At 68.6% G+C, this 25379-nt stretch carries 18 protein-coding genes; 8 read left to right on the forward strand and 10 right to left on the reverse strand.

Annotation, left to right across the window (positions count from 1 at the left end; translation table 11 throughout):
• Positions 1-9: 9 nt before the first annotated feature.
• The 4 genes from narI to ACFXNW_RS29815 are packed head-to-tail and all read right to left on the reverse strand — an operon-like array spanning position 10 to position 6995.
• Entirely contained in the window at positions 10-768 is a 759-nt protein-coding gene (gene narI / locus ACFXNW_RS29800) for a respiratory nitrate reductase subunit gamma (RefSeq protein WP_379421139.1), read from the reverse strand.
• Positions 765-1445, reverse strand: a complete 681-nt coding sequence (gene narJ, locus ACFXNW_RS29805; protein WP_379421140.1) for a nitrate reductase molybdenum cofactor assembly chaperone — start codon at positions 1443-1445, stop codon at positions 765-767. The genes narI and narJ overlap by 4 nt, the downstream gene beginning before the upstream one ends.
• A 37-nt stretch (positions 1446-1482) precedes the next feature.
• Positions 1483-3249 carry a nitrate reductase subunit beta gene (gene narH, locus ACFXNW_RS29810; RefSeq protein ID WP_379421141.1) on the reverse strand — a complete coding sequence of 589 codons (1767 nt, stop codon included), beginning with the start codon at positions 3247-3249 and terminating at the stop codon, positions 1483-1485.
• Between the two features lie 11 nt (positions 3250-3260).
• Positions 3261-6995 (reverse strand): nitrate reductase subunit alpha, encoded by a 3735-nt coding sequence (locus ACFXNW_RS29815; protein ID WP_379421142.1) that lies wholly within the window; start codon positions 6993-6995, stop codon positions 3261-3263.
• 363 nt (positions 6996-7358) lie between these two features.
• Here ACFXNW_RS29815 and ACFXNW_RS29820 point away from each other — a divergent pair, with 363 nt between their 5' ends.
• Positions 7359-7793, forward strand: coding sequence for a YdeI/OmpD-associated family protein (locus ACFXNW_RS29820; RefSeq protein WP_379421143.1), 435 nt, complete (start codon positions 7359-7361; stop codon positions 7791-7793).
• A gap of 49 nt (positions 7794-7842) precedes the next feature.
• Here ACFXNW_RS29820 and ACFXNW_RS29825 read toward each other — a convergent pair whose 3' ends face one another.
• The 4 genes from ACFXNW_RS29825 to ACFXNW_RS29840 all read right to left on the reverse strand — a co-directional run bounded on the left by ACFXNW_RS29825 (position 7843) and on the right by ACFXNW_RS29840 (position 11783).
• Entirely contained in the window at positions 7843-9603 is a 1761-nt protein-coding gene (locus ACFXNW_RS29825) for an NTP transferase domain-containing protein (RefSeq protein ID WP_379421144.1), read from the reverse strand.
• A gap of 232 nt (positions 9604-9835) precedes the next feature.
• On the reverse strand, positions 9836-10579 hold the full coding sequence (locus ACFXNW_RS29830) for a VOC family protein (protein WP_379421145.1): 744 nt from the start codon (positions 10577-10579) through the stop codon (positions 9836-9838).
• A 107-nt stretch (positions 10580-10686) separates the two neighbouring features.
• Complete coding sequence (locus ACFXNW_RS29835; protein WP_379421146.1) at positions 10687-11007, reverse strand: MGMT family protein; 321 nt, start codon at positions 11005-11007, stop codon at positions 10687-10689.
• A complete protein-coding gene (locus ACFXNW_RS29840; protein ID WP_379421147.1) occupies positions 11007-11783 on the reverse strand; it encodes an alpha/beta hydrolase in 777 nt (258 codons plus the stop codon). The genes ACFXNW_RS29835 and ACFXNW_RS29840 overlap by 1 nt, the downstream gene beginning before the upstream one ends.
• A 94-nt stretch (positions 11784-11877) precedes the next feature.
• On the opposite strand from ACFXNW_RS29840, the gene ACFXNW_RS29845 reads away from it, so the two are divergent.
• Together ACFXNW_RS29845 and ACFXNW_RS29850 are read left to right on the forward strand one after the other, a co-directional pair.
• Positions 11878-15894, forward strand: a complete 4017-nt coding sequence (locus ACFXNW_RS29845; protein WP_379421148.1) for a PD-(D/E)XK nuclease family protein — start codon at positions 11878-11880, stop codon at positions 15892-15894.
• On the forward strand, positions 15891-19280 hold the full coding sequence (locus ACFXNW_RS29850) for an ATP-dependent helicase (RefSeq protein WP_379421149.1): 3390 nt from the start codon (positions 15891-15893) through the stop codon (positions 19278-19280). The genes ACFXNW_RS29845 and ACFXNW_RS29850 overlap by 4 nt, the downstream gene beginning before the upstream one ends.
• On the opposite strand, the gene ACFXNW_RS29855 is transcribed toward ACFXNW_RS29850, so the two are convergent.
• Positions 19237-19647: a hypothetical protein gene (locus ACFXNW_RS29855; RefSeq protein ID WP_379421150.1), complete on the reverse strand. Its 411-nt coding sequence runs from the start codon at positions 19645-19647 to the stop codon at positions 19237-19239. The two genes, ACFXNW_RS29850 and ACFXNW_RS29855, sit on opposite strands and share 44 nt — an antisense overlap.
• A 296-nt stretch (positions 19648-19943) precedes the next feature.
• On the opposite strand from ACFXNW_RS29855, the gene ACFXNW_RS29860 reads away from it, so the two are divergent.
• Together ACFXNW_RS29860 and nudC are read left to right on the forward strand one after the other, a co-directional pair.
• Positions 19944-20969, forward strand: coding sequence for a potassium channel family protein (locus ACFXNW_RS29860; protein WP_379421162.1), 1026 nt, complete (start codon positions 19944-19946; stop codon positions 20967-20969).
• A gap of 33 nt (positions 20970-21002) precedes the next feature.
• Positions 21003-21902, forward strand: a complete 900-nt coding sequence (gene nudC / locus ACFXNW_RS29865) for an NAD(+) diphosphatase (RefSeq protein WP_379421151.1) — start codon at positions 21003-21005, stop codon at positions 21900-21902.
• An 18-nt stretch (positions 21903-21920) separates the two neighbouring features.
• Here the strand turns inward: nudC and ACFXNW_RS29870 are convergent, their stop codons facing one another.
• Positions 21921-22151 (reverse strand): mycoredoxin, encoded by a 231-nt coding sequence (locus ACFXNW_RS29870; protein ID WP_379421163.1) that lies wholly within the window; start codon positions 22149-22151, stop codon positions 21921-21923.
• 147 nt (positions 22152-22298) lie between these two features.
• On the opposite strand from ACFXNW_RS29870, the gene ACFXNW_RS29875 reads away from it, so the two are divergent.
• The 3 genes from ACFXNW_RS29875 to ACFXNW_RS29885 all read left to right on the forward strand — a co-directional run bounded on the left by ACFXNW_RS29875 (position 22299) and on the right by ACFXNW_RS29885 (position 25350).
• Positions 22299-24455, forward strand: coding sequence for an ATP-dependent DNA helicase UvrD2 (locus ACFXNW_RS29875; protein ID WP_379421164.1), 2157 nt, complete (start codon positions 22299-22301; stop codon positions 24453-24455).
• A gap of 106 nt (positions 24456-24561) precedes the next feature.
• Positions 24562-24888, forward strand: a complete 327-nt coding sequence (locus tag ACFXNW_RS29880) for a hypothetical protein (protein ID WP_379421152.1) — start codon at positions 24562-24564, stop codon at positions 24886-24888.
• A 138-nt stretch (positions 24889-25026) separates the two neighbouring features.
• Positions 25027-25350 (forward strand): WhiB family transcriptional regulator, encoded by a 324-nt coding sequence (locus tag ACFXNW_RS29885; RefSeq protein ID WP_379421153.1) that lies wholly within the window; start codon positions 25027-25029, stop codon positions 25348-25350.
• Positions 25351-25379: the final 29 nt, after the last annotated feature.

Genomic DNA, 25379 nt, shown 5'->3' on the forward strand with positions numbered 1-25379 from the left:
AGACTGCGGCTACCGCCACCGCTCCGGCGTCACCGGTGAATCCCACGCCCGCGAGTACCGCCGCTTGTCCGGCGCCGCGACTTCCTTGCTGCGGTACACGACATACGGCCGCACCAGGTACCCGATCGGCGCGCTGAACATGTGGACCAGGCGGGTGTAGGGCCACAGGCCGACCAGGGTCAGCACGACGAGACCGTGGAGTTGGAACGGCCACGGGGTGTCGACCATGAGTTCGGGCTGCGGGTTGAGGGTGAACAGGCTGCGGAACCAGGGGGAGACGGTTTCGCGGTAGTTGTAGGTGCCGAAGAGCAGGTTGGCGCCCCAGGTGTTCATCAGGCCGGTCACCAGTGCTGCCGTGAGCAGCGCGTACATCAGTTTGTCGTTGGCGGTGGTCGCCTTGCGGACTGCGGTCACCGTGAAGCGGCGGTAGAGCAGGATGCCGACACCGGCGAGCACCGACAGCCCGGCCACCGAACCGGCGCCGACGGCGATCAGGTGGTAGGTGTGCTCATTGATGCCGACCGCCTCGGTCCACGACTCCGGGATCAGCACACCGAGCACGTGCCCGCCGAATACGCCGACCATGCCGAAGTGGAACAGCGGGCTGCCCAGCCGCAGCAACCGGCTCTCATAGACCTGTGAGGACCGGGTGGTCCAGCCGAACTGGTCGTTGCGGTAGCGCCAGATATGGCCGAGCACGAACGAGGTGAAGGCGATGTAGGGCAGGATCAGCCACAGTTCGGTCGGCAGGTGCAGTGGGGTGTTCATCGGCGGCCTTCTGCTTGGGCGAACATCGTGGGATCCATGGCGAAGGGGTCGAGACCGACCTCTTCCTCCGGCGGGCCCTGGGCGGCGAGCTCGGCGATCTTGCGCCGGTCGGCGGTGGTCAGCGGGGGCAGGGTGGCGACGACTGCCGCGAGGACACCCGCGTACGGGGAACCGTTGTCCGACAACGACAACCGCAGCAACTCCAGCACCGGAACATGCTCACCGAGCAGGCGCTCGCCGCCGATCGGGTCGACGGTTGCCGCGAATTCCAGCAGCACCGGCAGATGGTCGGGCAGTTCCTCGTCGCCGAGTTCGACCCCGGCATGCCGGTAGGCGTGCTTGAACCGCAGCAGTGCCATCCCACGTTTACGGGTGTCACCGTAGGCGTAGAAGGTGAGGTGCAGGCTGGCGCGGCGACGCATATCGAAGGTTTCGACGTACTGGGCGGCCAGTTCCAGCGCGGGTGTGGTGCGCAGATGCTCGATGACGGCCTCGAGGTGTGCCCGGATCGGCTCCGGGAGCTGCGCGACGGCGTCGGCCAGCTGATCGAGCACCTTCAGGGTGTCCGCGCTCGGGTAGTCCAGCAGCAGCGCGGCCGTACGCCATACCAGCCGACGGTCCCGGTCGTTCAGGGCGACAACGGGTTCCGGACGGCGACGAATCTTCAGCAGGGACATTGCGGACCTCCGGTCATCGGTGGCGGCTCTCGGCGGATCATGGCCGCCCGCCCGTCGCGCTGCCCGCGGTGTCGGCGAGCTCGTCGCCGGCTGCGCCGGCACCGTGGGTGCCGCCGGCGCCAGTGGTCCCGTTGCCGTCGGCTCCGTGTGCCCCGTCGCGATTCATGGTGTGGCCGTTGGTTTTCGCTTCGGAACCGTTCCCGTCGGAACCGTTACTGTCCGCACCCGGAACCAGCCCCGAGGTACTCTTCCCATCCCAATTCAGCAGATTGATCCGCCCCGATTTCTCCTCGGGCGCTGCCTCATTGGTGTCGGACAGCTGGAACTTCTCCACCATCTGGTCGAAGGCGGTCATGCCGGGCCCGCCGTCGGTATCGAGCGAGCATCCGGTGGCCAGCGAATCGAGTTCGTGCGCCTTGGAGGTCGCGCCCTGCGGGATGACGTAGCGGTGCTCGTACTTGGCGATGGCCAGCAGCCGGTACATCGCCTCGATCTCCTCCGGCTCCAACCGCACCGATGGCGCGATGGACGGATCCGGCTCCACCCCGAGGTTCACCGACCGCATGAACGAGCGCATCGCCGCCAGCCGCTGCAATGAGGCCCGCACCGGGCCGATCTCACCGGCGGTGAACAGCTCGGCCAGGTACTCGATCGGAATCCGCAACGCGTCGATCGCGCCGAACAGGTTGCCCGCGTCCTCGGCGTCGTGCCCGGTCTCCGAGAGCACATCCACCACCGGCGACAGCGGCGGCACGTACCAGACCATCGGCATGGTCCGGTATTCCGGATGCAGTGGCAGCGCGATCTGATAGTCGACGATCAGCTTGTAGACCGGCGAATCCTGCGCGGCCTGAATCCAATCCGGCGAGATACCGGCCCGTTCGGCCTCGGCGACCACCCGCGGGTCGTGCGGATTGAGGAACACACCCAGTTGCGACGGGTACAGATCCTTGGTGTCGGTGACCGACGCGGCTTCGAGCACGGCGTCGGCGTCGTAGAGCATCACGCCGATATAGCGCAGCCGCCCGACGCAGGTTTCCGAGCACACGGTGGGGATACCGACCTCGACGCGCGGATAGCAGAACGTGCATTTCTCCGCTTTGCCGGTCTTGTGGTTGAAGTAGATCTTCTTGTATGGGCAGCCGGTGATGCACTGGCGCCAGCCACGGCATTTGTCCTGGTCGACCAGCACAATGCCGTCTTCGGCGCGCTTGTAGATCGCACCCGACGGGCACGACGCCGCACACGAGGGGTTCAGGCAGTGCTCGCAGATGCGCGGCAGGTAGAACATGAAGGTCTCTTCGAACTCCAGTTTCACCTTGTCTTCGAGCTTGCCCAGTAGCGGGTCCTTACCGACCTGTTCGGGGCCGCTGCCCAGGTCGTCGTCCCAGTTGGCGCCCCAGGTGATCTTGGTGTCCTCGCCGGTGATCAGGGATTTGGGCCGAGCCACCGGCGTGGTGTCGATAGCCGGGGAGGACAGCAGGTTGTCGTAGTCGTAGCTCCACGGTTCGTAGTAGTCCTCGACCGTGGGCAGGTCGGGGTTGGCGAAGATGTTGAGCAGCCGCTTCATTCGCGAGCCGGACTTCAGAGTCAGCTTGCCGCGCTTGTTCAGCGCCCAGCCGCCCTTCCACTTCTCCTGGTCTTGATATTGGCGCGGGTAACCCTGGCCGGGCCGGGTCTCCACATTGTTGAACCACATGTATTCGGTGCCACCGCGATTGGTCCAGGCCTGCTTGCAGGTGACCGAACAGGTGTGGCAGCCGATGCATTTGTCGAGGTTCATGACCATTGCCAGCTGTGCCATGACACGCATAGTTAGTACTCCACTTCCTGGCTGCGCCGACGAATGGTGGTGACCTCGTCGCGCTGGTTTCCGGTCGGCCCGTGATAGTTCAGGGCGAACGACTGCTGGGCGTAGCCGCCGATGAGGTGGGAGGGCTTGATCATGATCCGGGTGAGCGCGTTGTGGATACCGCCGCGCTTGCCCTTGCCGTTGAAGGGCTTACCGGAGGCGGCGCTGTCGTCGGGGCCTTCGATGCGCGGCACGTCCACGGCCCGGTCCTGGGCGTGGTACATGAACACGGTGCCCTCGGGCATCCGGTGGCTGACGATGGCGCGGGCGACGACCACACCGTTGCGGTTGATCGCCTCGATCCAATCGTTGTCGGCCACCCCGATCTTGGCGGCGTCCTTATCCGACATCCAGATCGTCTGACCGCCGCGTGAGAGCGTCAGCATGTGCAGGTTGTCCTGGTAGGCGGAGTGGATGGACCACTTCGAGTGCGGGGTCAGGTAGCGCACCGTCACACCGCGTTCGCCGACCTCGCCGACGTTCGGTTCCCGGAACAGCGCCGTCATATCCAACGGCGGCCGGAATATCGGCAGCTGCTCGCCGAGTTCGATCATCCAGTCGTGGTCGAGGTAGAAGTGCTGACGTCCGGTGAGGGTGTGCCAGGGCTTGAGCCGTTCGGTATTGATGGTGAACGGCGAGTAGCGACGGCCACCGGTCTCACTGCCGGACCATTCCGGGGAGGTGATGACAGGTACCGGGCGAGCCTGAGTATCGGCGAAGGTGATTCGCTTGCCCTCGTGCTCGGCAGCCAGATCGGCCAATTCGGTGCCGGTGCGCCGCTCCAGCGCCTCGAAGCCTTCGACCGCGAGCCTGCCATTGGTGGTGCCCGACAGCGCGAGGATTGCCTCGGCGGCGTGGGTGTCCTTGGCCAGCGATGGACGCCCCTGTGCCACGCCGGAAATCACCGTGCCGTTCATGCCTGCCAGGTATTCGACCTCCTGATCCGGCAGGGTGGTGATGCCCTTGGTGGTCAAGCCGAGCGTCTCGACCAGCGGCCCGAGCGCGGCCATCTTCTCCGCGATCTTGCCGTAATCACGCTCGACCACCACCAGCTTCGGCATGGTCTTGCCCGGAATCGGTTCGCATTCACCGGCTTTCCAGTCCAGTACGCGACCACCGGCCTGGGCCATGGCATCGGGCGAATCGTGCTGTAGCGGCACCGCGACGATGTCCTTGCGGACGCCGAGATGCTTCTCCGCCATCCAGGAGAACCCGCGCGCGATCCGGTGGAACGCGTCGAAGTCGGTCTTGGCCTCCCACGGCGGGGAGATGGCGGGGGAGAAGGCATGCACGAACGGGTGCATATCCGTGCTGGACAGGTCGTGCTTCTCGTACCAGGTGGCGGCGGGCAGCACGATATCGGAGAACAGGGTGGTGCTGGTCATCCGGAAGTCCAGCGACAGCAGCAGATCGAGCTTGCCGGTGGGCGCTTCCTCACGCCAGTTCAGTTCCTGCGGGCGGACACCGGTGTCATCGGTGGTCTGCAGGTTGGAGCCGCAGCCGAGCAGATGCTTCTGGAAGTACTCGTTGCCCTTACCGGAGGAACCGAGCAGGTTGGCGCGCCACACGGTGAGCACGCGGGGGAAATTCTCCGGTGCGTCCGGGTCCTCGCAGGCGAAGTTCAGGTCACCGGATTTCAGGCCGTCCACCACATGATCGGCCGCGGATTTGCCCGCCTGCTCGGCCTCGTCGGCGAGGTCGAGGGGGTTGCGGTCGAAGGTCGGGTAGGTCGGCATCCACCCAAGACGGCTGGCGAGGGCGATATTGTCGGCGGCCGTACGGCCCGTGAACCGGCCGTCGCCGAGTGGGGAGGCGAAGGTGTCGGAGGTGAACGGGTCGTAGCGCCACTGATCGTTGGTCAGGTACCAGAACACGGTGCCCTGCATCTGGCGCGGCGGCCGCTGCCAGTCCGAGGCGAAGGCCAGTGTGGACCAGCCGGTCACCGGACGGCACTTCTCCTGGCCGACGTAATGGGCCCAGCCGCCGCCGTTGACGCCCTGGCAGCCGGTGAGCAGCGTCAGGGTGAAGAACGCGCGGTAGATCTGATCGGAGTGGAACCAGTGGTTGGTACCCGCGCCCATCAGGATCATCGAGCGTCCACCGGACTTGTCGGCGTTGTCGGCGAACTCGCGGGCGATGCGGGCGGCTTGCTTGGCGGGTACGCCGGTGATCGATTCCTGCCAGGCCGGGGTGTAGGGCTCGGAGGCGTCGTCGAAACCGGTGGGCCAGCTGCCGGGCAGCCCGCTGCGGGCCACACCGTACTGGGCCAGCAGCAGGTCGAAGACGGTGGTGACGCGCTTGCCCGCCAGGAACATCGTCGGGACACCGCGGGTCAGCACGTCCGGGGTGTCGGTGTCGAAGCGAGGGAACTGCACAGCCGCAGCGTCGTCGGTGCGGCCGTGCAGAGTCAGCAGAGGATCGACCTCCCCCAGGTCCAGATTCCAGCGTCCAGTGCCGTCCTCGCCGAACCGGTCACCCAGAGAACCGTTGGGCACCACCGGGTTTCCGTCGGCATCCAGCAGCACGGTGCGGAATTCGGCGCTGTCCGTATCGCTGCCGAGATCGGCCGATGTCAGGAACTTGCCGGGGACGAAAACGCCGTCGCGTTCGTCCAGGGTGATCAGGTAGGGCAGGTCGGTGTAGCGCTTGATGTAGTCGAGGAACCGTGGCGTGCTCTTCTCGACGAAGAACTCCGTGAGGACCACATGACCCATGGCCATGGCCAGTGCGGCGTCGGTGCCGGGGCGGGCGGGCACCCATTCGTCGGCGAACTTGGTGTTGTCGGCGTAGTCGGGGGAGACCACCACAACCTTCTGGCCGCGGTAGCGGGCCTCGGTCATGTAGTGCGCGTCCGGGGTTCGGGTCACCGGGACGTTGGAACCCCACATGATGAGGTAGCCGGCGTCGAACCAGTCGGCCGATTCCGGCACGTCGGTCTGGTCGCCGAAAACCTGCGGTGAGGCCACCGGCAGGTCGGCGTACCAGTCGTAGAACGACAGCATCGAACCGCCGAGCAGCGAGATGAACCGCGCGCCCACCGCATGGCTGACCATCGACATGGCGGGGATCGGCGAGAATCCGGCGACGCGGTCCGGGCCGTACTGCTTGATCGTGTACACGTGCGCGGCGGCGGCGATCTCGGCGGCTTCCCACCATTCCGCACGCACGAAACCGCCCTTACCGCGAGCAGCCTTGTACGCCTTGGCTTTCGCGGGATCTTCGACGATATCGGCCCAGGCCGTCACCGGGTCCTTGAGCCGCGACTTGGCTTCGCGGTACAGCTCGAGCAGCGTGCCACGCACATACGGGTAGCGCACCCGCGCTGGGGAGTAGGTGTACCAAGAGAACGACGCACCACGCGGGCAGCCGCGCGGCTCGTATTCGGGCTTGTCCGAACCCACCGAGGGATAGTCGGTCTGCTGCGACTCCCAGGTGATCACGCCGTCCTTGACGTAGATCTTCCAGGAACACGAGCCGGTGCAGTTGACGCCGTGGGTGGAGCGCACGACCTTGTCGTGGGACCAGCGGTCGCGGTAGAACTCGTCGGCACTGCGGCCGCCGGTCTTGTGCAGCGTCCGATGGTCGGCCGATACTTCGCCCTTGTTGAAGTATTTGCCCAGCCGCAGGAGCGCATCGCCGGCGTCGGACCGGTGAGCCGAATCGGAGGGCGCGGAACCCTGAGTGCGTGAATTAACCACGACGCCCCCTTCGAGCGGTGAAATCGGGCTGATGTCCCGACTGTAAGGAGGTCACGACCGGCGGCCAAACGAATCTCTCACAGCGCGCAGAGCGCCATTGTGAGCTGTGAGGTCAGCGCAACCCGATTGTCATTCCGCGGGGTGTCAGCATGCCCGCCGCAGCCGGGCCGACCTGGGAAAACGCGCGATTGACGTCCGGCGATCGGAGCGCAGAGGGCCGGTCTCGGAAGCATCGGTGAAGCTTTGGAAACCACCGCTTCTCGGCCGCTTTACATTTGTTAACACAGCGAAAGTGGCGGGCGCCACTCCCATTCGCCGAATATTTGCTCCAATATCTGGCGAGGATCGCGATATTCTGCGGACATGGCCGAGTTCGAGGCACGAATCGAATCCGCGGTGGGCGGCGGCGCGTATGTCGCTGTGCCCGCCGAGGTGATAGACGCCCTCGGTGGCGGCGGGCGGATCCCGGTGCGCGCCCGCTTCGACCACATCGACTACACCGGCTCGATCGTCTCGATGGGCGCAGGCCCATGCCTCGGCATGCTGAAAGCGATCCGCAGCGAACTCGATAAGGGACCCGGTGATCTGGTGACGGTCACCGTCGAACGCGACACCGCCGAACGGGCGGTCGAGGTCCCCGACGACTTGGCCGCCGCGCTCGACACGGCCGGCCTGCGGCCGCGGTTCGATGAACTGTCCTACTCCAAGCGCCGCGACGCGGTACGCCGGATCTCCGAGGCCAAACGCGAGCAGACCCGCGTCAACCGGATCGACGCCGTCGTGCGCGAGCTGGACTGATCGATCTGCCGCCGCTCCGCCCGCTCGGCGAGAGCTCAGGATGCAGGACTCAGCCGGGCAGCGGCAAGAACTCCACCAGTGCGCCGTCGTGGGCGTCGGCGGGGACGACGACCAGGCCGTCACGCCCGAGCAGCCCGCCGAGGTGGGCGGTGCGGACGGCGGGTTCCCCGCGCCAGCCGCCGTCCGGGTCCGCGACGGCCGGGACGATCCGGGGGATGGGGCCCGCGATCTCGCTCGCATTGTGCAGCGGGCCGAGCAAAGGTCGTGCCGGACGCGCGCCCGTGCGGCCCTCCACCAGTGGACGTGCCAGGGCCGTGAGCACCGCGACAGCGGCGAAGGGGTTTCCTGGGAGGCCGAGAACGGTTGCGCCCGAGCCGAGTTCGGCGACGACGGTGGAACCACCCGGCCGCAGCCGCAAACGGTGCACCAGGACGCGGGCGTCGGCGCGGCTCAGGGCGGCGCGTAGTTGGTCGGCGGCGCCCGAGCCGGTCGCCCCGACGACGACCAGCAGGTCGAAACCATCTGTGCCGCTGAGTACTTCGTCGAAACCGTGCGGGGTGTCGCGCAGATGTACTCGATCGACGGTGCGAATACCGTGGCGGGACAACAGTTCCGGCAGAATCGGGCCGATCGAGTCGCGGGTCTGGCCACCGTGCAGCGGGCCGGAGGCGCGGATCTCGTCGCCGGTCATGATGATCCGAGCGCGCACCGGGCCACGCACCGCTGCCTCGGGAACCTCGACGGCCGCAGCGGCCGAGATCAAGGCGGCCGTCACCGGGGCGCCCTCATCGGCAATGAGATCACCACGTTCGAGATCCTCACCGCGATGGCGGATATCGCCCCGGAGCGGGGAGTCCGGCAATCGCCGCAGATGATGGTCGTCGGTGACACCGGCGAACTCGTCGCGTAGCACTCCGGTGGTGCCATCGGGGACATGCGCACCGGTCGCGATGCGCACCGCCTCACCGGGCAGCAGGCCCACCGGGCGCTGCCCGCCGGCGAAGCCGATATCGGCGCGCAGCCGCCACGGACCATCACCGGCGACGGCGTAACCATCCATGGCCGAGACGTCGAAACGCGGCAGCGGCCCGGCCGCCCGGATCGGTGCCGCCAGTGCGGCGCCCGCGACCTCGAACAGTTCGGTGTGGTAGGGGGTGAGGCGAGAGAGATTGTCGCGCAAGCTCTGTCGCGCTTCGTCCAAGAGCAGCGGCGGCCGCTGGTGGCCCGGATCGTGCCCGCCGTCGATGACGGCCCGCGCCGCGCGCACCTCGTCGTCGGTGTCGCAGTCGGTGACGCCGTCCAGCGTCACCATCACGGTGTCGTCGGGTACCAGCGCCTTCATGGGTTGATTGACCAGGGAGTCCAGGCGGGACAGGCGGGCGGTCAGCGCACTGCGGCGCCACACGCCGATCAGGTATTGCGGGCGCCCGGACTCGTCGGCCGCGAACACCGCGTCGGCGCCGGACTGATCGCTGCGCCGCAGCAGATCGGCCACCGCCCACTCGGTCAGAAACGGCAGATCCGCGGCCAGCACCACGACCCGCGGCGCGGCCTCGGCGCCGAGCGCGCGCAGCCCGGCCCCGATCGCGGCCACCGGCCCCGCGCCCGGCGGCACCTCACGCACCTGCCGGACACCCGGATCCAGCTCCGGTCGATGTGGTCCGACGACAACGGTTTGCGCACATCCCGTGACCGCCCCCAACGCCACATTCAGCATGGATCGCCCGCCGATGACGATCGCCGGTTTGTCGACACCACCCATCCGGCTCGCCCGGCCCCCGGCGAGCACGATCGCATCGGCAGCCGTCACCGGCCGCGGCCGTCGCTGTGGTTCGACATGTGTCCATGCTAGTTCGACGATCAACCGCAGCCGCGCGGCCCGCGCCGTCGCCAGCGTGCAGCGCGTGCCGGAGTCGGTCGTCCGCCGAACTCGTGGCCGAGGAATGCGACGAGCACGGCAGGCGTGATCGGTCGGCACCCGATCGCCTCCTGGCGACCGCATGCCGATGGAGGCGATCAGGCCGGGATGCGGCGGGTAGCGATCAGAGTGCCGCACCGTCGTCGGCGGTTGAGAGCAGACAGAACTCGTTGGCTTCGGGGTCCGCGAGCGGCAGGCCGGGCTCGGCGCCTGCGGGTTCGATCGTGCTCGCGCCGGCCGCCCTGAGCCGGTTGACCTCGGCGGTGGGATCGTCGGCGGGAAACGCGGCGACATCCAGGTGCAGCCGGTTGCGGCCCTGTTTCACCTCTTCGGTCTGCACGAACTCCAACCAGGAACCCAGCCCGGTCGGCGAACGCAGGCCCGTCACCGGCGGACCGCCGCGCGAAATCGGCCAGCCGGAGGCAGTCGACCAGAACTGCGCGAGCCGCTGCGGGTCGAAGGTGTCGACCACGATGGCCGCCACCGCCCCGGTGTCCACATATTCCTCGCGTGGTTCCAGCACGCAGAATTCGTTGCCCTCGGGATCGGCGAGCACCATCCACGGCACCTCACCCTGTCCGATATCGACTGGCCTGGCGCCGAGCGCGAGCGCCCTGTCCACTTGCATGCGCTGGTGGTCGGTGGACCGGCTGGCCACATCGAGGTGGATCCGGTTCTTACCGCTCTTGGCCCGGGACGCGGGCAGGAAGGTCAATGCAAGGTCGGGGCCTGCGGCGTCGGGCGCCGCCACGTCGACTTCGCCCGGACGATCCAGCGTCACCGTCCAGCCGAGCAGCCGAGCCCAGAAATCCGCCACCATACGTGGCTGGTCCGCATCGAATACCACACACGCCAGACGGGTGGTCATCACTCCACGGTAACCGCAGATCGGATCGGCAGGGGTGGATTGCGGGCTACCGGGCGCGCGTTGTGCCGGTCGTGACTGCCCCGGCAGGTGCGGGCGGTGCGCACGACTTATCGCGGCTGGTGGGTGAGGTCGTCGGGGAAGGTGAAGCGGACGGACCGCAGATTCACTCGACCGTCGTGTATCGGGACCCCCTCGGCCGCGAGCAAACGCAGTTGCTTGCCGGCCAGGTGATGCGCCGGGCGGCCCGCGGCGCCGAGGACGCGGTGCCAGGGTAGATCGGCGGAGTCGGTGCGCATGATCCAGCCGACGGTTCGCGGGGTGGTCAGGCCCGCCGCCGCGGCGATGTCGCCGTAGGTGGCCACCCGGCCGCGCGGAATCGACGCGACCAGCGCGCGGACTCGTTCGATCTCGGCGTCGGAGGTGGGCATCAGAGCACGGTGCGGATGAGTGCGGCGGTCTCGGCGGGCATGGCCTGGGCGACCATATGGTCGCAGTCCCATTCATGCACCGACAGGTTCTGGCCCATATGCGCGGTGATCGCTTCGCGGAACTCCGCAGTGACGAACGGCGGGTCGACCTTCATGGCTTGGACCAGCACCGTCGGCAGATCCTGCGGCGGCAGCGCGTAGTGGCGGGCAAGCTGCCCCCAGTAGGAATTGATCGCGGGCAGGCTCATGCGCCAGCCGACCCGCCCGTTCGCGGTGGGCATCAGGTGCTCGTCCAGTTCGGCCTGCAACAGCTCGGACGCGACATCACCCCAGCCGGTGTGCAGCTTGTCCATCCGCGCCTGCTCGACGTCGTCGTAGTCCTGTGACGCCAGGGTGGACACGGCGATCTCGTGCAGCCGCGTCGGGTCGAGGGCGATGGCCGGATCGAGCAGGATCAGATTGCGGGCCAGTCGCGGGTGATGACGCACCAGATGCAGGGCACACGCGCCGCCGAACGAATGCGCGACCAGCACCACCGGCTCGTCGGTCTCTTCGGCCAGCAGCTCCACCAAATCCTGGACGATCGTCTCGAAATTCCAGGGCGGCAGCGAGGTCGAACGGCCGTGTCCGCGCAGGTCGGGGGCGAGGATCCGAACATCGGGCAAAAATCGTTCGGCCAGATCGGCCCAGCGCCTGCCGTGGCCGGTCACGCCGTGCAGGGCGAGCAGCACCGGGCCGGTGCGCGGGCCGAAACGGTGAACGTGGAGTGGGGACACGGTGACATTTTGACGGTTGACCGAATCGGGCGCAGCACCAGGCGGCGCGGCGCCGCCACCGGGTGTGTCGGCCGCGTCTGTTGCAATAGCCCACGTGGTGCGATCGGATAACGCGGTGCGGCTGGTTCGCCGGAAGGTGGCGGCGCCCGGGCCAAGGGTCTGGGGCGCCGAGGTCCGCGCGTTGTTCGCCACCGCCGCCGATCCGGGCACAATCCGGCCGGGTACCGGGACCTGGCAAGTGCTCGGTGGTCCCGGGACCGGCAAGACCTCGCTGCTCGTCGACCTGGCAGCCGACCGGATATCGGCGGGTGCCGACCCGGAGTCGGTGCTGTTGCTCGCGCACTCCAAGAACGCCGCCGCAGTGGTGCGCGATGCGATAACCGCGCGGTTGTCGACGCCTGCCGAGAGCGGTCGGGAGGGTGATCGGGCGGTGCCGGGCCCGGTCGCGGCCGATGTCGGCGACGCGCAGTTCGAACCGCCGCCAGACCCGGAGGCTGCGTGGGATGAGGCAGGGCTGTTCGCCCTCGATGAGCTGGATGCGGCATTGGATCGAGGCGGCGAGGAGCCGGAGACCGGTCGGCTCGACACGGACCCCGCGCACTTCGTCGGCGTCCCCGGTGCGACCAGAGAACCACTCGTTCGCACCATTCACTCCTACGCCTTCTCCGTCCTGCGCCGCCACGCCGTCGCCCACGGCAACCCACCACCACGGTTGCTCACCGGGTCGGAGCAGGATGCTGTGTTGCGGGAGATGTTGCGTGGGGATCTGATCGATATCGCCGAGGGGGCGACCGATCTCTGGCCGCAGCGGCTGCATCCCGCGCTCGGTCTCGCGGGTTTCGCCGATCAACTGCGCGATCTGATGCTGCGGGCCACCGAACGTGGACTCGGCCCCGAGGATCTGACCCGGCTCGGCCGTGAGCGGGACAAACCGGAGTGGGTCGCGGCGGGCCGGTTCGCCGCGCGGTACGAGCAGGCGATGTTGCTGCGCTGGTCGGTGGGGGTGGCGGCTCCGGAAGCCTCCGCTCCCGCACTCAACGCGGCCGAACTGGTCGGCGCTGCTCTCGATGCGTTGGCCACCGACGCGAATCTGCTGGCCGTCGAACGTGATCGGCTGCGCTATCTGCTGGTCGACGACGCCCAGCACCTGGATCCGCAGGCCGCGACGCTGGTGCGGGTACTGAGTGCGGGCGCGGCGGTCACCGTTGTCGCCGGTGATCCCGATCAGGGTGTGTTCGCCTTCCGTGGTGCGGATGCGCGCTTCCTGCTCGACCTCGACGTATCGGACCGGCAGCGAATCGTGCTGCACGCGAACCATCGTTCGGTACCCGCGGTGCGGCTGGCAGTGGCCCGGGTCGCTGCGAGGCTGCCCGGCAGTGGACCACAACGGCCACGGCCCGGACGCGACGAGCAGGCCCTCGCGCCCGATCACGGCGCCGATGTCCGAGTCCGGGTGCTCGCCACCCCGGCCAAGGAGGCGGCGCTGATCGCCGACCATCTGCGTCGCTCCCATCTCACCGATGGTGTGCCCTGGTCACGGATGGCGGTCGTCGTGCGCTCGGTGCCACTGTCGCTACCGCCGTTACGTCGCGCGCTGCTCGCCGCCGGTGTTCCGGTGCGCCAGCCAGCGCTGGACACCCCCTTGGCCCGGCGGCGTGGTGCCGCGTGGATGTTGTCATCGCTGCGGGCCATCCTCGCCTCGGAAGCGTCAGCGGCCCCGGACCCGATGGTGGGCCCGCATCGCCACGAGGCTCTGTTCACCCCCGACGACGCTCTCGACCTGCTGTCCGGTCCTCTCGGCGGCGCCGACCAGATCGCCCTGCGCCGCCTGCGCCGCGGTATCCGCCGCACCGCACTCGACCTGGAACGCGCCGCCGCCGCCCGCGAGGCCGATAACCCCTGGTCGGACGCCGATCCCGCACCGGAGCCCGAGGACGTCCCTGCGCCACCCGATCCTGCCGACGCCGACCTCACCCCGGAATGGACGATCGAACAGGCGTCCCGGATGTCGGCCGACGCCGACTGGTACGGCATCGATCTCGATCCGCGTGATCGAGAAGACCGCTACGGGCTCTCGGTGGAAACACCCGATGCCGATGCCGATGTTGTTGATGTGTCGGATCCCACCGACGCCGTTAACCTCTCGACACTGTCTCCTGACGATGCGCCCGTCGTCTCGGCCGAACCCTCAGCCCGGCGCTCTCCCTCGGAACAATCCTCTGCCGAAGTCCTCCGCGACTTGCTGCTCGGCGTAGGCGACACGCGGATCGTCGCCGGTCTCACCGAAGTCGAGTCAGCGCCGCTGCGGCGGGTGCTGGCCGCGCTGGATCGAGCACGGAAGGCGCGCCGGCGCGGGGGCGGGCTAGAGGATGTGCTGTGGGCGTTGTGGACCGGGGCGCGGTTGGAGCGGCGCTGGGTCGCGCAGTCCGAACGTGGCGGTGCCGTCGGCGCGCAGGCCGATCGAGATCTGGACGCGGCGGTCGCCTTGTTCGATGCTGCCGCCGCCTACGTCGACCGGCTGCCGCGTGCCGGTATCGAGGGCTTCGTGGAATACCTACTGCATCAGGAGATCCCGCACGATGCCGCGGTGCGCACCAACCCTGTCGAGGCGGTAGAGCTGCTGAGCGCGCACGCCGCGTCGGGCCGGGAATGGGATGTCGTCGCGGTCGCCGGTGTGCAGGAGGGGATCTGGCCGGACCCGCGCCCGCGCGGCACGCTGCTACATACCGAAGACCTGGTCGACGTCGCCGCGGGCATTCTCACCGATGGCGAACGGGTCAGCCGTGCGGCGCCGATCCTGGCCGAGGAGCGCAGACTGCTGCTGGTGGCGTGCAGCCGAGCCCGTCGATCGCTGCTGGTCACCGCGGTGGAGTCGGTAACAGGCGATCGCGATCTGGTGCCGTCACGGTTTCTCGCCGAACTGCTCGGCCACGATGACGACGGCGAACCCGGCGCCCTCCCGGTCGTCGATCCCGGTCGCGCGCTGGTCATGGGCTCGCTGGTGGCCGAATTGCGCGGCGTGGTCTGCGATCCCGAAGCAGACCCGGACCGCAGACATCGCGCGGCACGGCATCTGGCCCGATTGACCGACGCGGGTGTGCGCGGCACCGGCCCCGACGAGTGGTACGGCACCGCCGAACTCAGCTCCGAACAGCCGCTGTGGGACGACGACGAATCCGCGGTGGCACTGTCACCGTCGACGGTCGAACTATTGCGCACCTGCCCGCTGCGCTGGGCGCTGGAACGTCATGGCGGCACCGATGGCGACAATCCGCACGCGGTCAAGGGCAATCTGGTGCACACCCTGGTCCAGGCATTGGCCGGGAAAGTGCCGACCTCCCAGGTGCGGGCCGCGCTGCAGGCGGTGTGGCAGTCGGTCGACGGCGATGCGGGCTGGCATTCCCGGCAGGAACGCCGCCGCACCGAGGCCATGCTGGAAACATTCCTGAGCTGGGTCGACAACACGCGCGGCGAGCTCACCCAGGTCGGCATCGAGGTACCGGTCGACTGTGTGCTGCCGCCTCGCGCCGACGACGAGCCGCCGGTGCGCATCCGCGGCCGGGTCGACCGGCTCGAACGCGATGGGATGGGCCGGTTCGTCATCGTCGATGTGAAGACCGGCAAGAACCCGGTCTCCGCCAAGGCCGCCGAGGACCACGCGCAGCTGGCCACGTATCAGGTCGCCGCCGCATTCGGCGCGCTCGACGCTGTGCCCGGCGAATCGGATCGTGTGCGAGGAGAATTCGACGACGCCTCGGCAGAAAGCAACCACGCCGGCCTGTCGGACAGTTCGGGCGCCGCCGACGATGCCCCGGAACTCGGCGGCCCCCCCAAACCAGACACCACCCAGGGAGACCTCGAGCTCGGCGAACCAGGCGGCGCCCGCCTCGTCTACGTCGCCAAACCCAGCACCCGCGACGGCGCCACCCAGCGCACCCAGCAACCCCTCGACGGCGAAGCTCTGCACATCTGGCGCGGCACCATCCACGACGCCGCCGCAGCGACCAAAGGTCCCAGCTTCCTCGCCATGCGCAACGACGGCTGCCGCCACTGCGCCGTCGCGGGCAGCTGCCCGGTCCAGGACACCGGACGTCAGGTGACCGACGAATGAGCACTCGGGTCACGCCGTGGCAGCTCGCCGAGGCACTCGGCCTGCCGCCACCCACCGATGAGCAGGCCGCGGTGATCGCGGCACCGCCCGGTCCGACGCTGGTGGTGGCGGGTGCGGGTGCGGGCAAGACCGAGACCATGGCGGCGCGCGTGGTCTGGATGGTGGCCAATCGGCTCGTGCTGCCCGATGAGGTCCTCGGCCTGACCTTCACCCGAAAAGCGGCGCAGCAGTTGACCATCCGTATCCGGACTCGTCTGGCCCGGCTCGCGGGGGCACCGCTGTTGCGGGAACTCGATCCGACCGGCGGATTGCGTGCGTCACTGGCGGGCGCGGAACCGGAGATCAGCACCTACCACTCCTATGCGGGCAGGCTGCTGACCGAGCACGGTCTGCTGCTCCCGGTGGAGCCGTCGGCGACGCTGCTCACCGAAACCCAGCTGTGGCAGCTGGCCCATCAGGTGGTGCGCACCTGGGACGGCGATCTCGACACCGAACGCACGCCCGTCTCGGTCACCGAGGCGGTACTCGCGCTGTCCGGGCAGCTGGCCGAACATCTGGTGGAACCGGAGGACCTCGCCGAGGCGCATACCGAACTGGAGAAACTGGTGCACACCCTGCCCGCGGGTCCGCGCCAGCGCGGTGGGCCGAGCCAGGAACTGCTGAAGTTATTGAAGGTGCAACGTGAGCGGGTGGCGCTGCTGCCACTGGTGCGGCAATTGGGTGAGGCGTTGCGGCGGCGTGGCGCTCTGGATTTCGGCGCGCAGATGTCGTTGGCGGCGCGGCTGTCGGCCGAGCACGTCGAGGTCGGTAGCGCCGAACGCGCCCGTTTCCGGCTGGTCCTGCTCGATGAGTATCAGGACACCGGCCATGCCCAGCGCATCCTGCTGGCCGCGCTGTTCGGCGGGTACGGTTCCGGCGCCGACCGCCCGGCCGTCACCGCGGTCGGCGACCCCATGCAATCCATCTACGGCTGGCGCGGCGCCTCGGCGGCGAATCTCCCGCGTTTCGCCACGGACTTCCCTGCCGCACCGGGCGTGCCGGCACCGACGCTGTCGCTGCTGACCAGCTGGCGCAACCCACCCGAAGCGCTGGCGCTGGCCAACCTGGTCGCCGATCCGCTGCGCCGCAAGGCGATCGAGGGCGGCGGCGTCACCGTCGACGCCCTGCGAGCCAAACCCGCCGCCGAGGCGGGTGCGGTGGCTTTCGCGCTCACCGCCACCGTCGCCGATGAGCGCGAGTGGTTCGCCACCCGGATCGCGGCGGATTGGGCAGCGCGCCACGACGCGGGCGAACAGCCGCCGACCTCCGCGGTCCTGGTGCGTCGCAACGCCGATGCCGCTCCGATCGCCGAAGCACTGCGCGAGCAGGGGTTGCCGGTGGAGATCGTCGGCCTCGGTGGGCTGCTGGCCACCCCGGAGGTCGCCGATATCGTGGCCACCCTCCGATTGATCGCCGAACCCGGCGCGGGCAGCGCGGCGGTGCGCATCCTGACCGGCGCGCGCTGGCGAATCGGAGTGTCGGATCTATCCGCGCTCTCCCGCCGGGCCAGGGACCTGTCCATCGGTCGCGGTACGGCAGGCACTGGCGACATCACCGATGGCGCCGCCCTTGCCGTCGCGCTGCGCGAGGTCGCGCCTGAACCGGCCGAACAGGCCGGGCTCGCCGACGCCATCGCCGATCCTGGTTCGCCGGAACAGTATTCGGCCGACGGACACCGGCGCATCGTGGCCTTGGGCCGCGAACTCGCCGCCCTGCGCGAACGCAGCGGCCAGCCGTTGACGGAGCTGGTCGCCGACGTGGAACGCACCATCGGCGTCGGAGTGGAAACCCAGGCCAGGCGTGCGATGTCCGGCGCGGGTGCGGGCCGCGAACATCTGGATGCCTTCGCCGAGGTCGTCGCGGGCTACGCCGGCGATTCAGGCGCGTCGCTGAGCGGGCTGCTCGCCTTCCTCACCGCCGCCGAATCGGTGGAGAACGGGCTGGAACCGGGAGAGGTCGAGGTCGCCAAGGACCGGGTGCAGGTGCTCACCGTGCACGCGGCCAAGGGCCTGGAATGGGAGATCGTGGCGGTGCCGCATGTGGTGCGCGATGTGTTCCCGTCGGGCAAGGCCTCCGGGAGCTGGCTCGGTGCCCTCGCCGAACTGCCGACGACCCTGCGCGGTGACCGAGCCCGAGACGACGACGGCGCCGACGGAGTTCCGGTGCTCGACCTGTCCGACCTCTACGACCGCTCCGATCTCGACCGCGCCATCAAGGCACACAAGGCCGCGCTGGATCGTCGCCGCCTCGACGAGGACCGCAGGCTGTTCTACGTCGCGCTCACCAGAACCGAGCGGGTGCTGCTGGTTTCGGGCCACTACTGGTCCGAAACCAGCCCGTCGGTCAAGGGGCCCTCGGAGTTCCTGCTCGAACTGAAGCAAGCGAACGAGGACACCGGCAGCCCTGCCCACGGTGCTGCCGAACTCGCTCGCTGGGACGATCCACCGGACCCGGAGGCGGGCAATCCATTCACCGACAACCCCGCCACCGCGCGCTGGCCGCGTGACCCGCTCGGCAGGCGCCGCGATCCGATCGAACAGGGTGCGCGTCTGGTGCGGGCCGCCATGACGGAAATCGCGGCGGACCCATCGGCCGGGGGAACACCGGAAGACGCCGAGGATGACGACCCCGACGGCTGGGCCGCCGACGTCGAGGCGCTGCTGGCCGAACACCGCAGTGCCAGTGTTGTTGCCGAAGAAGTCGAGCTACCCACCAGACTGCCCGCGACCGCACTGGTGGAGTTGCGGTCCGATCCGGCCAGGCTCGCGGCGCGGCTGCGTCGTCCGCTCCCGTATCCGCCGAACCCGATGGCCCGGCGCGGCACCGCCTTCCACGCCTGGGTGCAACGCTGGTTCGCCGCCGATCGCCTGCTCGGCCTGGACGAACTGCCCGGCGCCGCCGACACCGTCGACAGCGCCGACGCGGAGCTGGCGCGCATGCAGGAGTCGTTCCTGTCCTCGCGCTGGGCCCACCGCAGTCCCGTCGAGGTGGAGGTCCCGTTCGAAACGACCATCGCAGGCACGGTGATCCGCGGCCGGATGGACGCGGTGTTCGCCGAACCCGACGGCCGGTGGACAGTCCTGGACTGGAAGACCGGCGCCGAACCGAGCGCCGCCGACGAACCCGCCGTCGCCGTGCAACTGGCGGTGTACCGGCTGGCCTGGGCGCGACTGATGGCGGCGCGCACCGGCGCGGATCCGGAGGAACTGCTCGATCGGATCGGCGCCGCGTTCCACTACATCCGCAGCGGCCGCACCGTCGCGCCTGCCGATCTGCCGGGCGCGAGCGAGTTGACCGACTTGATCAGCTCCGCGGCGCCCGACGACTCACCGCGAGCGCCGTGGTGATCATCGGAATCTGTAGCGGCAGTCGCAGCACCGAGACCAGCTTCACCGGCCATCCGGCCTTCGAGCTGCCCAGCGAATCCACCGCGAACTGCACGTTCGCCGGGAACACCGCGATGAACAGTGCGGCGGCGAGCCGTCCACCGAGGCGCCGGGTGCGCGGCACCGCCAGTGCGGTCGCCACACCGAGTTCGGCCACACCCGAGGCATAGGTATAGCTGCGCGCGCGGCCCGGGAGCTTGGGCGGCACGATCGAATCGAACGGCTTGGGCACCACGAAATGCAGCACACCCATCCCGAACAGCGCGGCTGCCATCAACAGCGCCGGCTTCCGGCTGGTATCGAATTCGGTGGACGAGGTAGCTGCCATACGCCCACTCTAAGCCGCTGCCGCCGCGCGATGCCCGGACCGGATCCCGCGGCTGCGGTCGCCTGCGCGGGCCCCGCACCGCCGAGGCCCCGCGCTCGTCCGCGCCGACATCCGGGCATGACATCGCGTCGACTCCGTCGACCGGCGCGGGGACGGGGTAGGCTCCCGTGCTGTGCCGGAGGGTGAAACAAGGCCGCAGCCGTTGAGTTCGGCCGGAATCGGCGGCTGGGAATCAGGGACCGGTGAGTGCGTTGCTCGATGATCTGGGTGACCGCGCGCGCAGTGGGCTCGGGCGGATGACCGACAAGCCGGACTTCGCTCTCGTGGGTGTATTGCGCATCCCCGAAGTGCAGGCCAGCCCATGGACCTCGCTGACGCGTCGAGTGCTGTTCGCGATCGGGCTGCTGTTCGGCGCCGCGCTGGTGGTGTACATCGGCCGTGACGGCTACCGGGACGCCTCCGAGAATCCCCTGTCATTCCTCGACGCGCTGTATTACGCGACGGTGTCGCTGTCGACCACCGGATACGGCGATATCTCGCCGATCACCCCGCTGGCGCGGCTGATCAACATCATCGTCATCACCCCACTGCGCGTGCTGTTCCTCATCGTGCTCGTCGGCACCACGCTCAGCGTGCTGACGGAACGGTCCCGCCAGGCATTCAAGATTCAGCGTTGGAGGCACAGCGTGCGCAATCACACCGTCGTCATCGGATACGGCACCAAGGGCCGCACCGCGATCGACGCCATGATCGGTGACGGAGCGTCGCCGTCGGAGATCGTGGTGGTCGACACCGACCCCGTCGCGCTGGAATCGGCGGCCAACGCCGGTCTGGTTACCGTGCACGGCTCGGCCTCGCGGTCGGATGTGCTGCGGCTGGCGGGAGTGCAGAACGCCTCATCCATCGTGGTTGCCACCAACAGGGACGACACCTCGGTTCTGGTCACGCTGACCGCACGCGAACTCACCAAGAGTGCCAAGATCGTGACCGCCATTCGCGAATCCGATAACACCCACCTGCTGCGGCAGTCGGGTGCTGATTCGGTGGTGGTCTCCTCTGAGACCGCGGGTAGATTGCTCGGCATCGCGACCACCAAACCGACGGTGGTGGAGATGATCGAGGATCTGCTCACTCCGGAGCAGGGGTTCGCGGTGTCCGAACGTGACGTCGAACCCGGCGAGGTCGGCGGCTCCCCGCGCCATCTCAGCGATATCGTGCTCGGTGTCGTGCGCGCCGGCGAGCTGATCAGGGTCGGCGAACCGGAGGTCGACGCGCTCGACCACGGCGACAAACTGCTGTACCTGCGCCGCGCCGGGCGCTGATCCGGTCCGATAGCACTCCACTAAGCTCGGGTTGTGGCATTCCAGCTCAATAACGTTCCGCTGCTGTCCCGTTCCGCCGTCGACCGGGCCGAGGAGGTGCGCGCCGACCCGCAGGCATTGAAGGAAGGCTGGTCCACCGCCAAACTGCTGCGGATCAATCGGCGTGGTCAGGTGCGTTTCGATGAGGGTGCACTGGTCTTCGGCACGGCCGTCGAGCTGTCGGCCGAACCGGATCCGGCGGCGGTGTTCCTCGGTGTCGCCGACGGGGTCCATCTGTGGGCGGTGCGCGATCACGAACTCGCGGGATCGCTGCTCGATCTGCGTGCCATGGCCGCCACCGTCGACGATTTCACCGCTGGCCTGCTGTCCACCGCGCTGGCCCTGCTGAACTGGCACGACAAGGCCGGCTATCACGCGGCCGACGGCACACTCACCGTGCCGGTCAAGGGCGGCTGGTCACGCGCCACCGAGGCGGGGTTCGAGGAGTTCCCGCGCATCGACCCCGCGGTGATCTGCCTGATCCACGACGGCGGTGACCGGGTCCTGCTGGCCCGTCAGCACAGCTGGCCGGAGACGCTGTTCTCGCTGCTCGCGGGCTTCGTGGAGGCGGGTGAATCGCTGGAGCGCTGCGTCGAGCGTGAAATGCGTGAAGAGGTCGGCCTCGATGTCGGCGACATCCACTACCTCGGCAGTCAGCCCTGGCCGTTCCCGCGCTCGCTGATGCTCGGATTCAGCGCGGTCGCCGACCCGGATCAGCCACTGGTCTTCTCCGACGGCGAGATCGCCGACGCGCACTGGTTCACCCGCGCCGAAGTCCGCGCGGCGCTGGACGCGGGCGACTGGTCGACGCGTGCGGAGGGTGCCAGGCTGCTGCTGCCGGGGTCGATCTCGATCGCCCGCACCATCGTGGAGTCCTGGGCCGCGCTCGACTGAGCGCGGTGATCAGTTGTTTCAGGAGATGGCGGCCAGTGCCTGCTTGACCTGGGCCAACGACGGGTTGGTCGCCGTCGAGCCGTCGGCGAATTTCACCGTCGGGACCACGTGATTGCCGCCGTTGACGCTGCCGACGAACTCGGCGGACGCGGGGTCCTGCTCGATATCGATCTCGGCATAGGTGATGCCCGCCTCGTCCAGCTGTGTCTTCAGCCTGCGGCAGTAGCCGCACCAGGTGGTCGAGTACATCGTCAGGTCAGTGTTCTGCTCGGTCACGGATCGTGCAACACCGGATGAACCGTTCCTGTTCCGCGAACCAACCGCTGCGTGGGCGGTCGGTGCCGCACGCAGGCCGGTGACGTGGCAGCCGCCCCACTGTCAGTGTGCGCTGTCATGATGGAGCGCGTGCCCGCACTCGACCTCACCGCCCTCGACCCCGAGCAGGCCGCCGCCGTGCGTGCACCGCGGGGGCCGGTGTGCGTGCTCGCGGGCGCGGGCACCGGCAAGACCAGGACCATCACCTATCGGATCGCGCATCTGGTCGCGGCCGGGCAGGTCAAGGCCGATCAGGTGCTCTCGGTGACCTTCACCGCCAGGGCGGCAGGGGAGTTGCGTGGACGGCTGCGGGCGCTCGGCCTCGGTGGCGAGGCCAATCAGGTACAGGCGCGAACATTCCACGCGGCCGCGCTTCGTCAGCTGCGCTACTTCTGGCCACAGGTCGTCGGCGATGTGCCGTGGCGACTGCTCGACAGCAAGTTCCCGGTGGTCGCACAGGCCGCCCATCGCGCGGGGCTGCCCTCGGGCACCGAGAGCGTGCGCGATCTGCTCAGCGAGATCGAATGGGCGAAGTCCTCGCTCATCGCGCCCGAGGACTATCCGGCGGCGGTTGCCCGTCACCACCGCGACGCCCCGTTCGACGCCAACCGAATCGCGCAGGTCTACACCGGCTACGAAACACTGAAAACCACACCCGACGGCCTACTGCTCGACTTCGACGACCTGCTGCTGCACACCGCCGCCGCGCTCGAGGACTATCCGGCCGTTGCCGACGAATTCCGCGGCCGCTACCGCTGTTTCGTCGTCGACGAATACCAGGACGTCACCCCCCTCCAGCAGCGGGTGCTCGACGCCTGGCTGGGCGAGCGCGACGATCTCACCGTCGTCGGCGACGCCAACCAGACCATCTACTCGTTCACCGGCGCGAGCCCTGCCCATCTGCTGGATTTCTCGCGGCGATACCCCGACGCCACCGTCGTCCGGCTCGAACGCGACTACCGCTCGACACCCCAGGTGGTGTCGCTGGCGAACCGGGTGATCGGGATGGCCCGCGGACGCATCGCAGGCACCCGCCTGCAACTGATCGGCCAGCGCGGCGACGGGCCTGAACCCACCTTCGCCGAATACGACGACGTCCCCGCCGAGGCGGCGGGGGTCGCGCGCGCCATCGCGGAGCTGATCGCCGCCGGTACGCCCGCTGCCGAGATCGCGGTGCTCTACCGGATCAACGCGCAATCGGAAACCTATGAGCAGGCACTGACCGAACGCGGCATCCCGTACCAGGTGCGCGGCGGGGAAGGTTTCTTCACCCGCGCCGAAGTCCGCCAGGCTGTCCAGGCGCTGCGGCAGACGTCCGCGCGCGACGACCTGCCCGACCAGGCGCGCACCGGCGCCGCGCTGGTCACCTTGGTCCGAGCCGTGCTCGCCCCACTCGGACTCACGGCCACCGAACCCACCGGCGCGCAGGCACGGGAGAAATGGGCGTCGATGGTCGCGCTGGTCCAGCTCACCGAGGAACTCACCACCCACGACGAGCGCCTCGACCTGGGCGGGCTACTGCGTGAACTCGCCGCCCGCGCGGAGGCCAGGCACCCACCGACAGTCCAGGGGGTCACCTTGGCGTCGTTGCATGCCGCCAAGGGACTGGAATGGGACGCCACCTTCCTTGTCGGTCTGTCGGACGGGACCCTGCCGATCGCGCACGTCCTCTCCGATGACGGATCCGTCGCCGATCAGGCCGCGCTGGAAGAGGAACGGCGCCTGCTCTACGTCGGCGTGACACGGGCGCGTGAACATCTGCGGCTGTCGTGGGCATTGGCGCGCAACGCGGGCGGCCGCCGCACCCGGCGCCGCTCCCGCTTCCTCAACGGGCTCGTCCCCGACGATTCCCCGGCTTCCCGCATCGCCGCACCGTCCACGGATCGTTCCGCCGACGGCACCCGCCCGCTGTGCCGGGTCTGTGCCAAACCGTTGATCGGCACCTATTCCACGATGCTCGGCCGCTGCCGCAGATGCCCGGCCGAACTCGACGCCGAACTGCTTGCCGCGCTGCACGAGTGGCGCGCGGAGAAGGCACAGGATCAGCGGTTGAAGGAGTTCAGTGTGTTCACCGACACGACCCTCACCGCCATCGCCGAACAACTACCCGCCGACGATGCGGCACTCGCCGCGATTTCCGGTATCGGACCACGCAAGATCGAACAGTACGGCGCCGACGTCATCGCACTGGTGCGATCCCGCACCGCATCGAATCACAAAACCGCAGGTAGAAAATAGGTTGTCGGTTCTTCCGAGATCGCATACGGTGGGAAGCACGCACCGGGAGGGTATCCCGGCGCGGACAGTTCAGACAGATTACGAGTACAGGAGGGAGGCAGACGAAATGAACAGCATCACCGCTTTTGACGTGATCGGGACCGACGTGTCCTTGTCGGCTGTTTCTGCCTCCCGGGGGATCCTCGCCATGCAGGGGATCGGTCTGTCCGGCGTCGGTGCATTCGGCACACACGTGGATAACACGCTCACCCCGATTCTCATCGATCCGCAGGACAAGCCCAGCGCGGGCTGGCATCTGGCCGCTGCACCCGCAGTCGCCGGCGCCTACGCAGCCGAAACCGGCAATGAGCCGGTGCAGCTGCTGGCAGCACGCCTCCGCAACGCACACCCAGCGTCCGTGATCAGGACTCGACACAGATGTCGACCTAGGTAGGGAACTCTCCCCGACCTCCTGGCCACGGATCGCACGAAGCGAAACCGTGGCCATATTTCTCCGGCCCTTCAGCCGGCAGCCCCGGTTTCGTGGAATGAACGACACCGAACCGCTGCAAACGAGCTGAAGGAGAACGACGTGTTCACCGCAGAGAGCTGGCCGACGGCCACTACTGACGTGACATGCCGAACCGTGGCAACCGCTCCCCGTGACCAGGAGGTCACCACTACCGTGCCGTGCCGGGCCGGGGACCCGGACCTGTGGTTCGCCGAGAGCCCGGTCCAGTTGGAGCAGGCCAAGGCGCTGTGCGCGTCCTGCCCGATCCGCAAGGGCTGCCTGAGCGCCGCCATGGATCGCGGCGAGCCGTGGGGCGTGTGGGGTGGGGAGATCTTCGACCAGGGTGTCGTGATCGCCCGCAAGCGGCCGCGTGGTCGCCCCCGCAAGGTCGCCGCATGCGTCTGATGGCCGCGCCGTCGGCGCGGCAGGTTCGC

The sequence above is a fragment of the Nocardia sp. NPDC059180 genome, assembly GCF_042754945.1.
GTDB lineage: Bacteria > Actinomycetota > Actinomycetes > Mycobacteriales > Mycobacteriaceae > Nocardia.

Bases quoted from the DNA above. Each gene is read 5' to 3' on its own strand.
- narJ (WP_379421140.1), bottom strand. From the start codon at position 1,445: ATGTCCCTGCTGAAGATTCGTCGCCGTCCGGAACCCGTTGTCGCCCTG.
- ACFXNW_RS29875 (WP_379421164.1), top strand. From the start codon at position 22,299: ATGGAGCGCGTGCCCGCACTCGACCTCACCGCCCTCGACCCCGAGCAG.
- ACFXNW_RS29835 (WP_379421146.1), bottom strand. From the start codon at position 11,007: ATGCCCACCTCCGACGCCGAGATCGAACGAGTCCGCGCGCTGGTCGCG.
- ACFXNW_RS29870 (WP_379421163.1), bottom strand. From the start codon at position 22,151: ATGTACTCGACCACCTGGTGCGGCTACTGCCGCAGGCTGAAGACACAG.
- ACFXNW_RS29860 (WP_379421162.1), top strand. From the start codon at position 19,944: ATGACCGACAAGCCGGACTTCGCTCTCGTGGGTGTATTGCGCATCCCC.
- narH (WP_379421141.1), bottom strand. From the start codon at position 3,249: ATGGCACAGCTGGCAATGGTCATGAACCTCGACAAATGCATCGGCTGC.
- narI (WP_379421139.1), bottom strand. From the start codon at position 768: ATGAACACCCCACTGCACCTGCCGACCGAACTGTGGCTGATCCTGCCC.
- ACFXNW_RS29880 (WP_379421152.1), top strand. From the start codon at position 24,562: ATGAACAGCATCACCGCTTTTGACGTGATCGGGACCGACGTGTCCTTG.
- ACFXNW_RS29830 (WP_379421145.1), bottom strand. From the start codon at position 10,579: ATGACCACCCGTCTGGCGTGTGTGGTATTCGATGCGGACCAGCCACGT.
- ACFXNW_RS29820 (WP_379421143.1), top strand. From the start codon at position 7,359: ATGGCCGAGTTCGAGGCACGAATCGAATCCGCGGTGGGCGGCGGCGCG.
- ACFXNW_RS29850 (WP_379421149.1), top strand. From the start codon at position 15,891: ATGAGCACTCGGGTCACGCCGTGGCAGCTCGCCGAGGCACTCGGCCTG.
- ACFXNW_RS29855 (WP_379421150.1), bottom strand. From the start codon at position 19,647: ATGGCAGCTACCTCGTCCACCGAATTCGATACCAGCCGGAAGCCGGCG.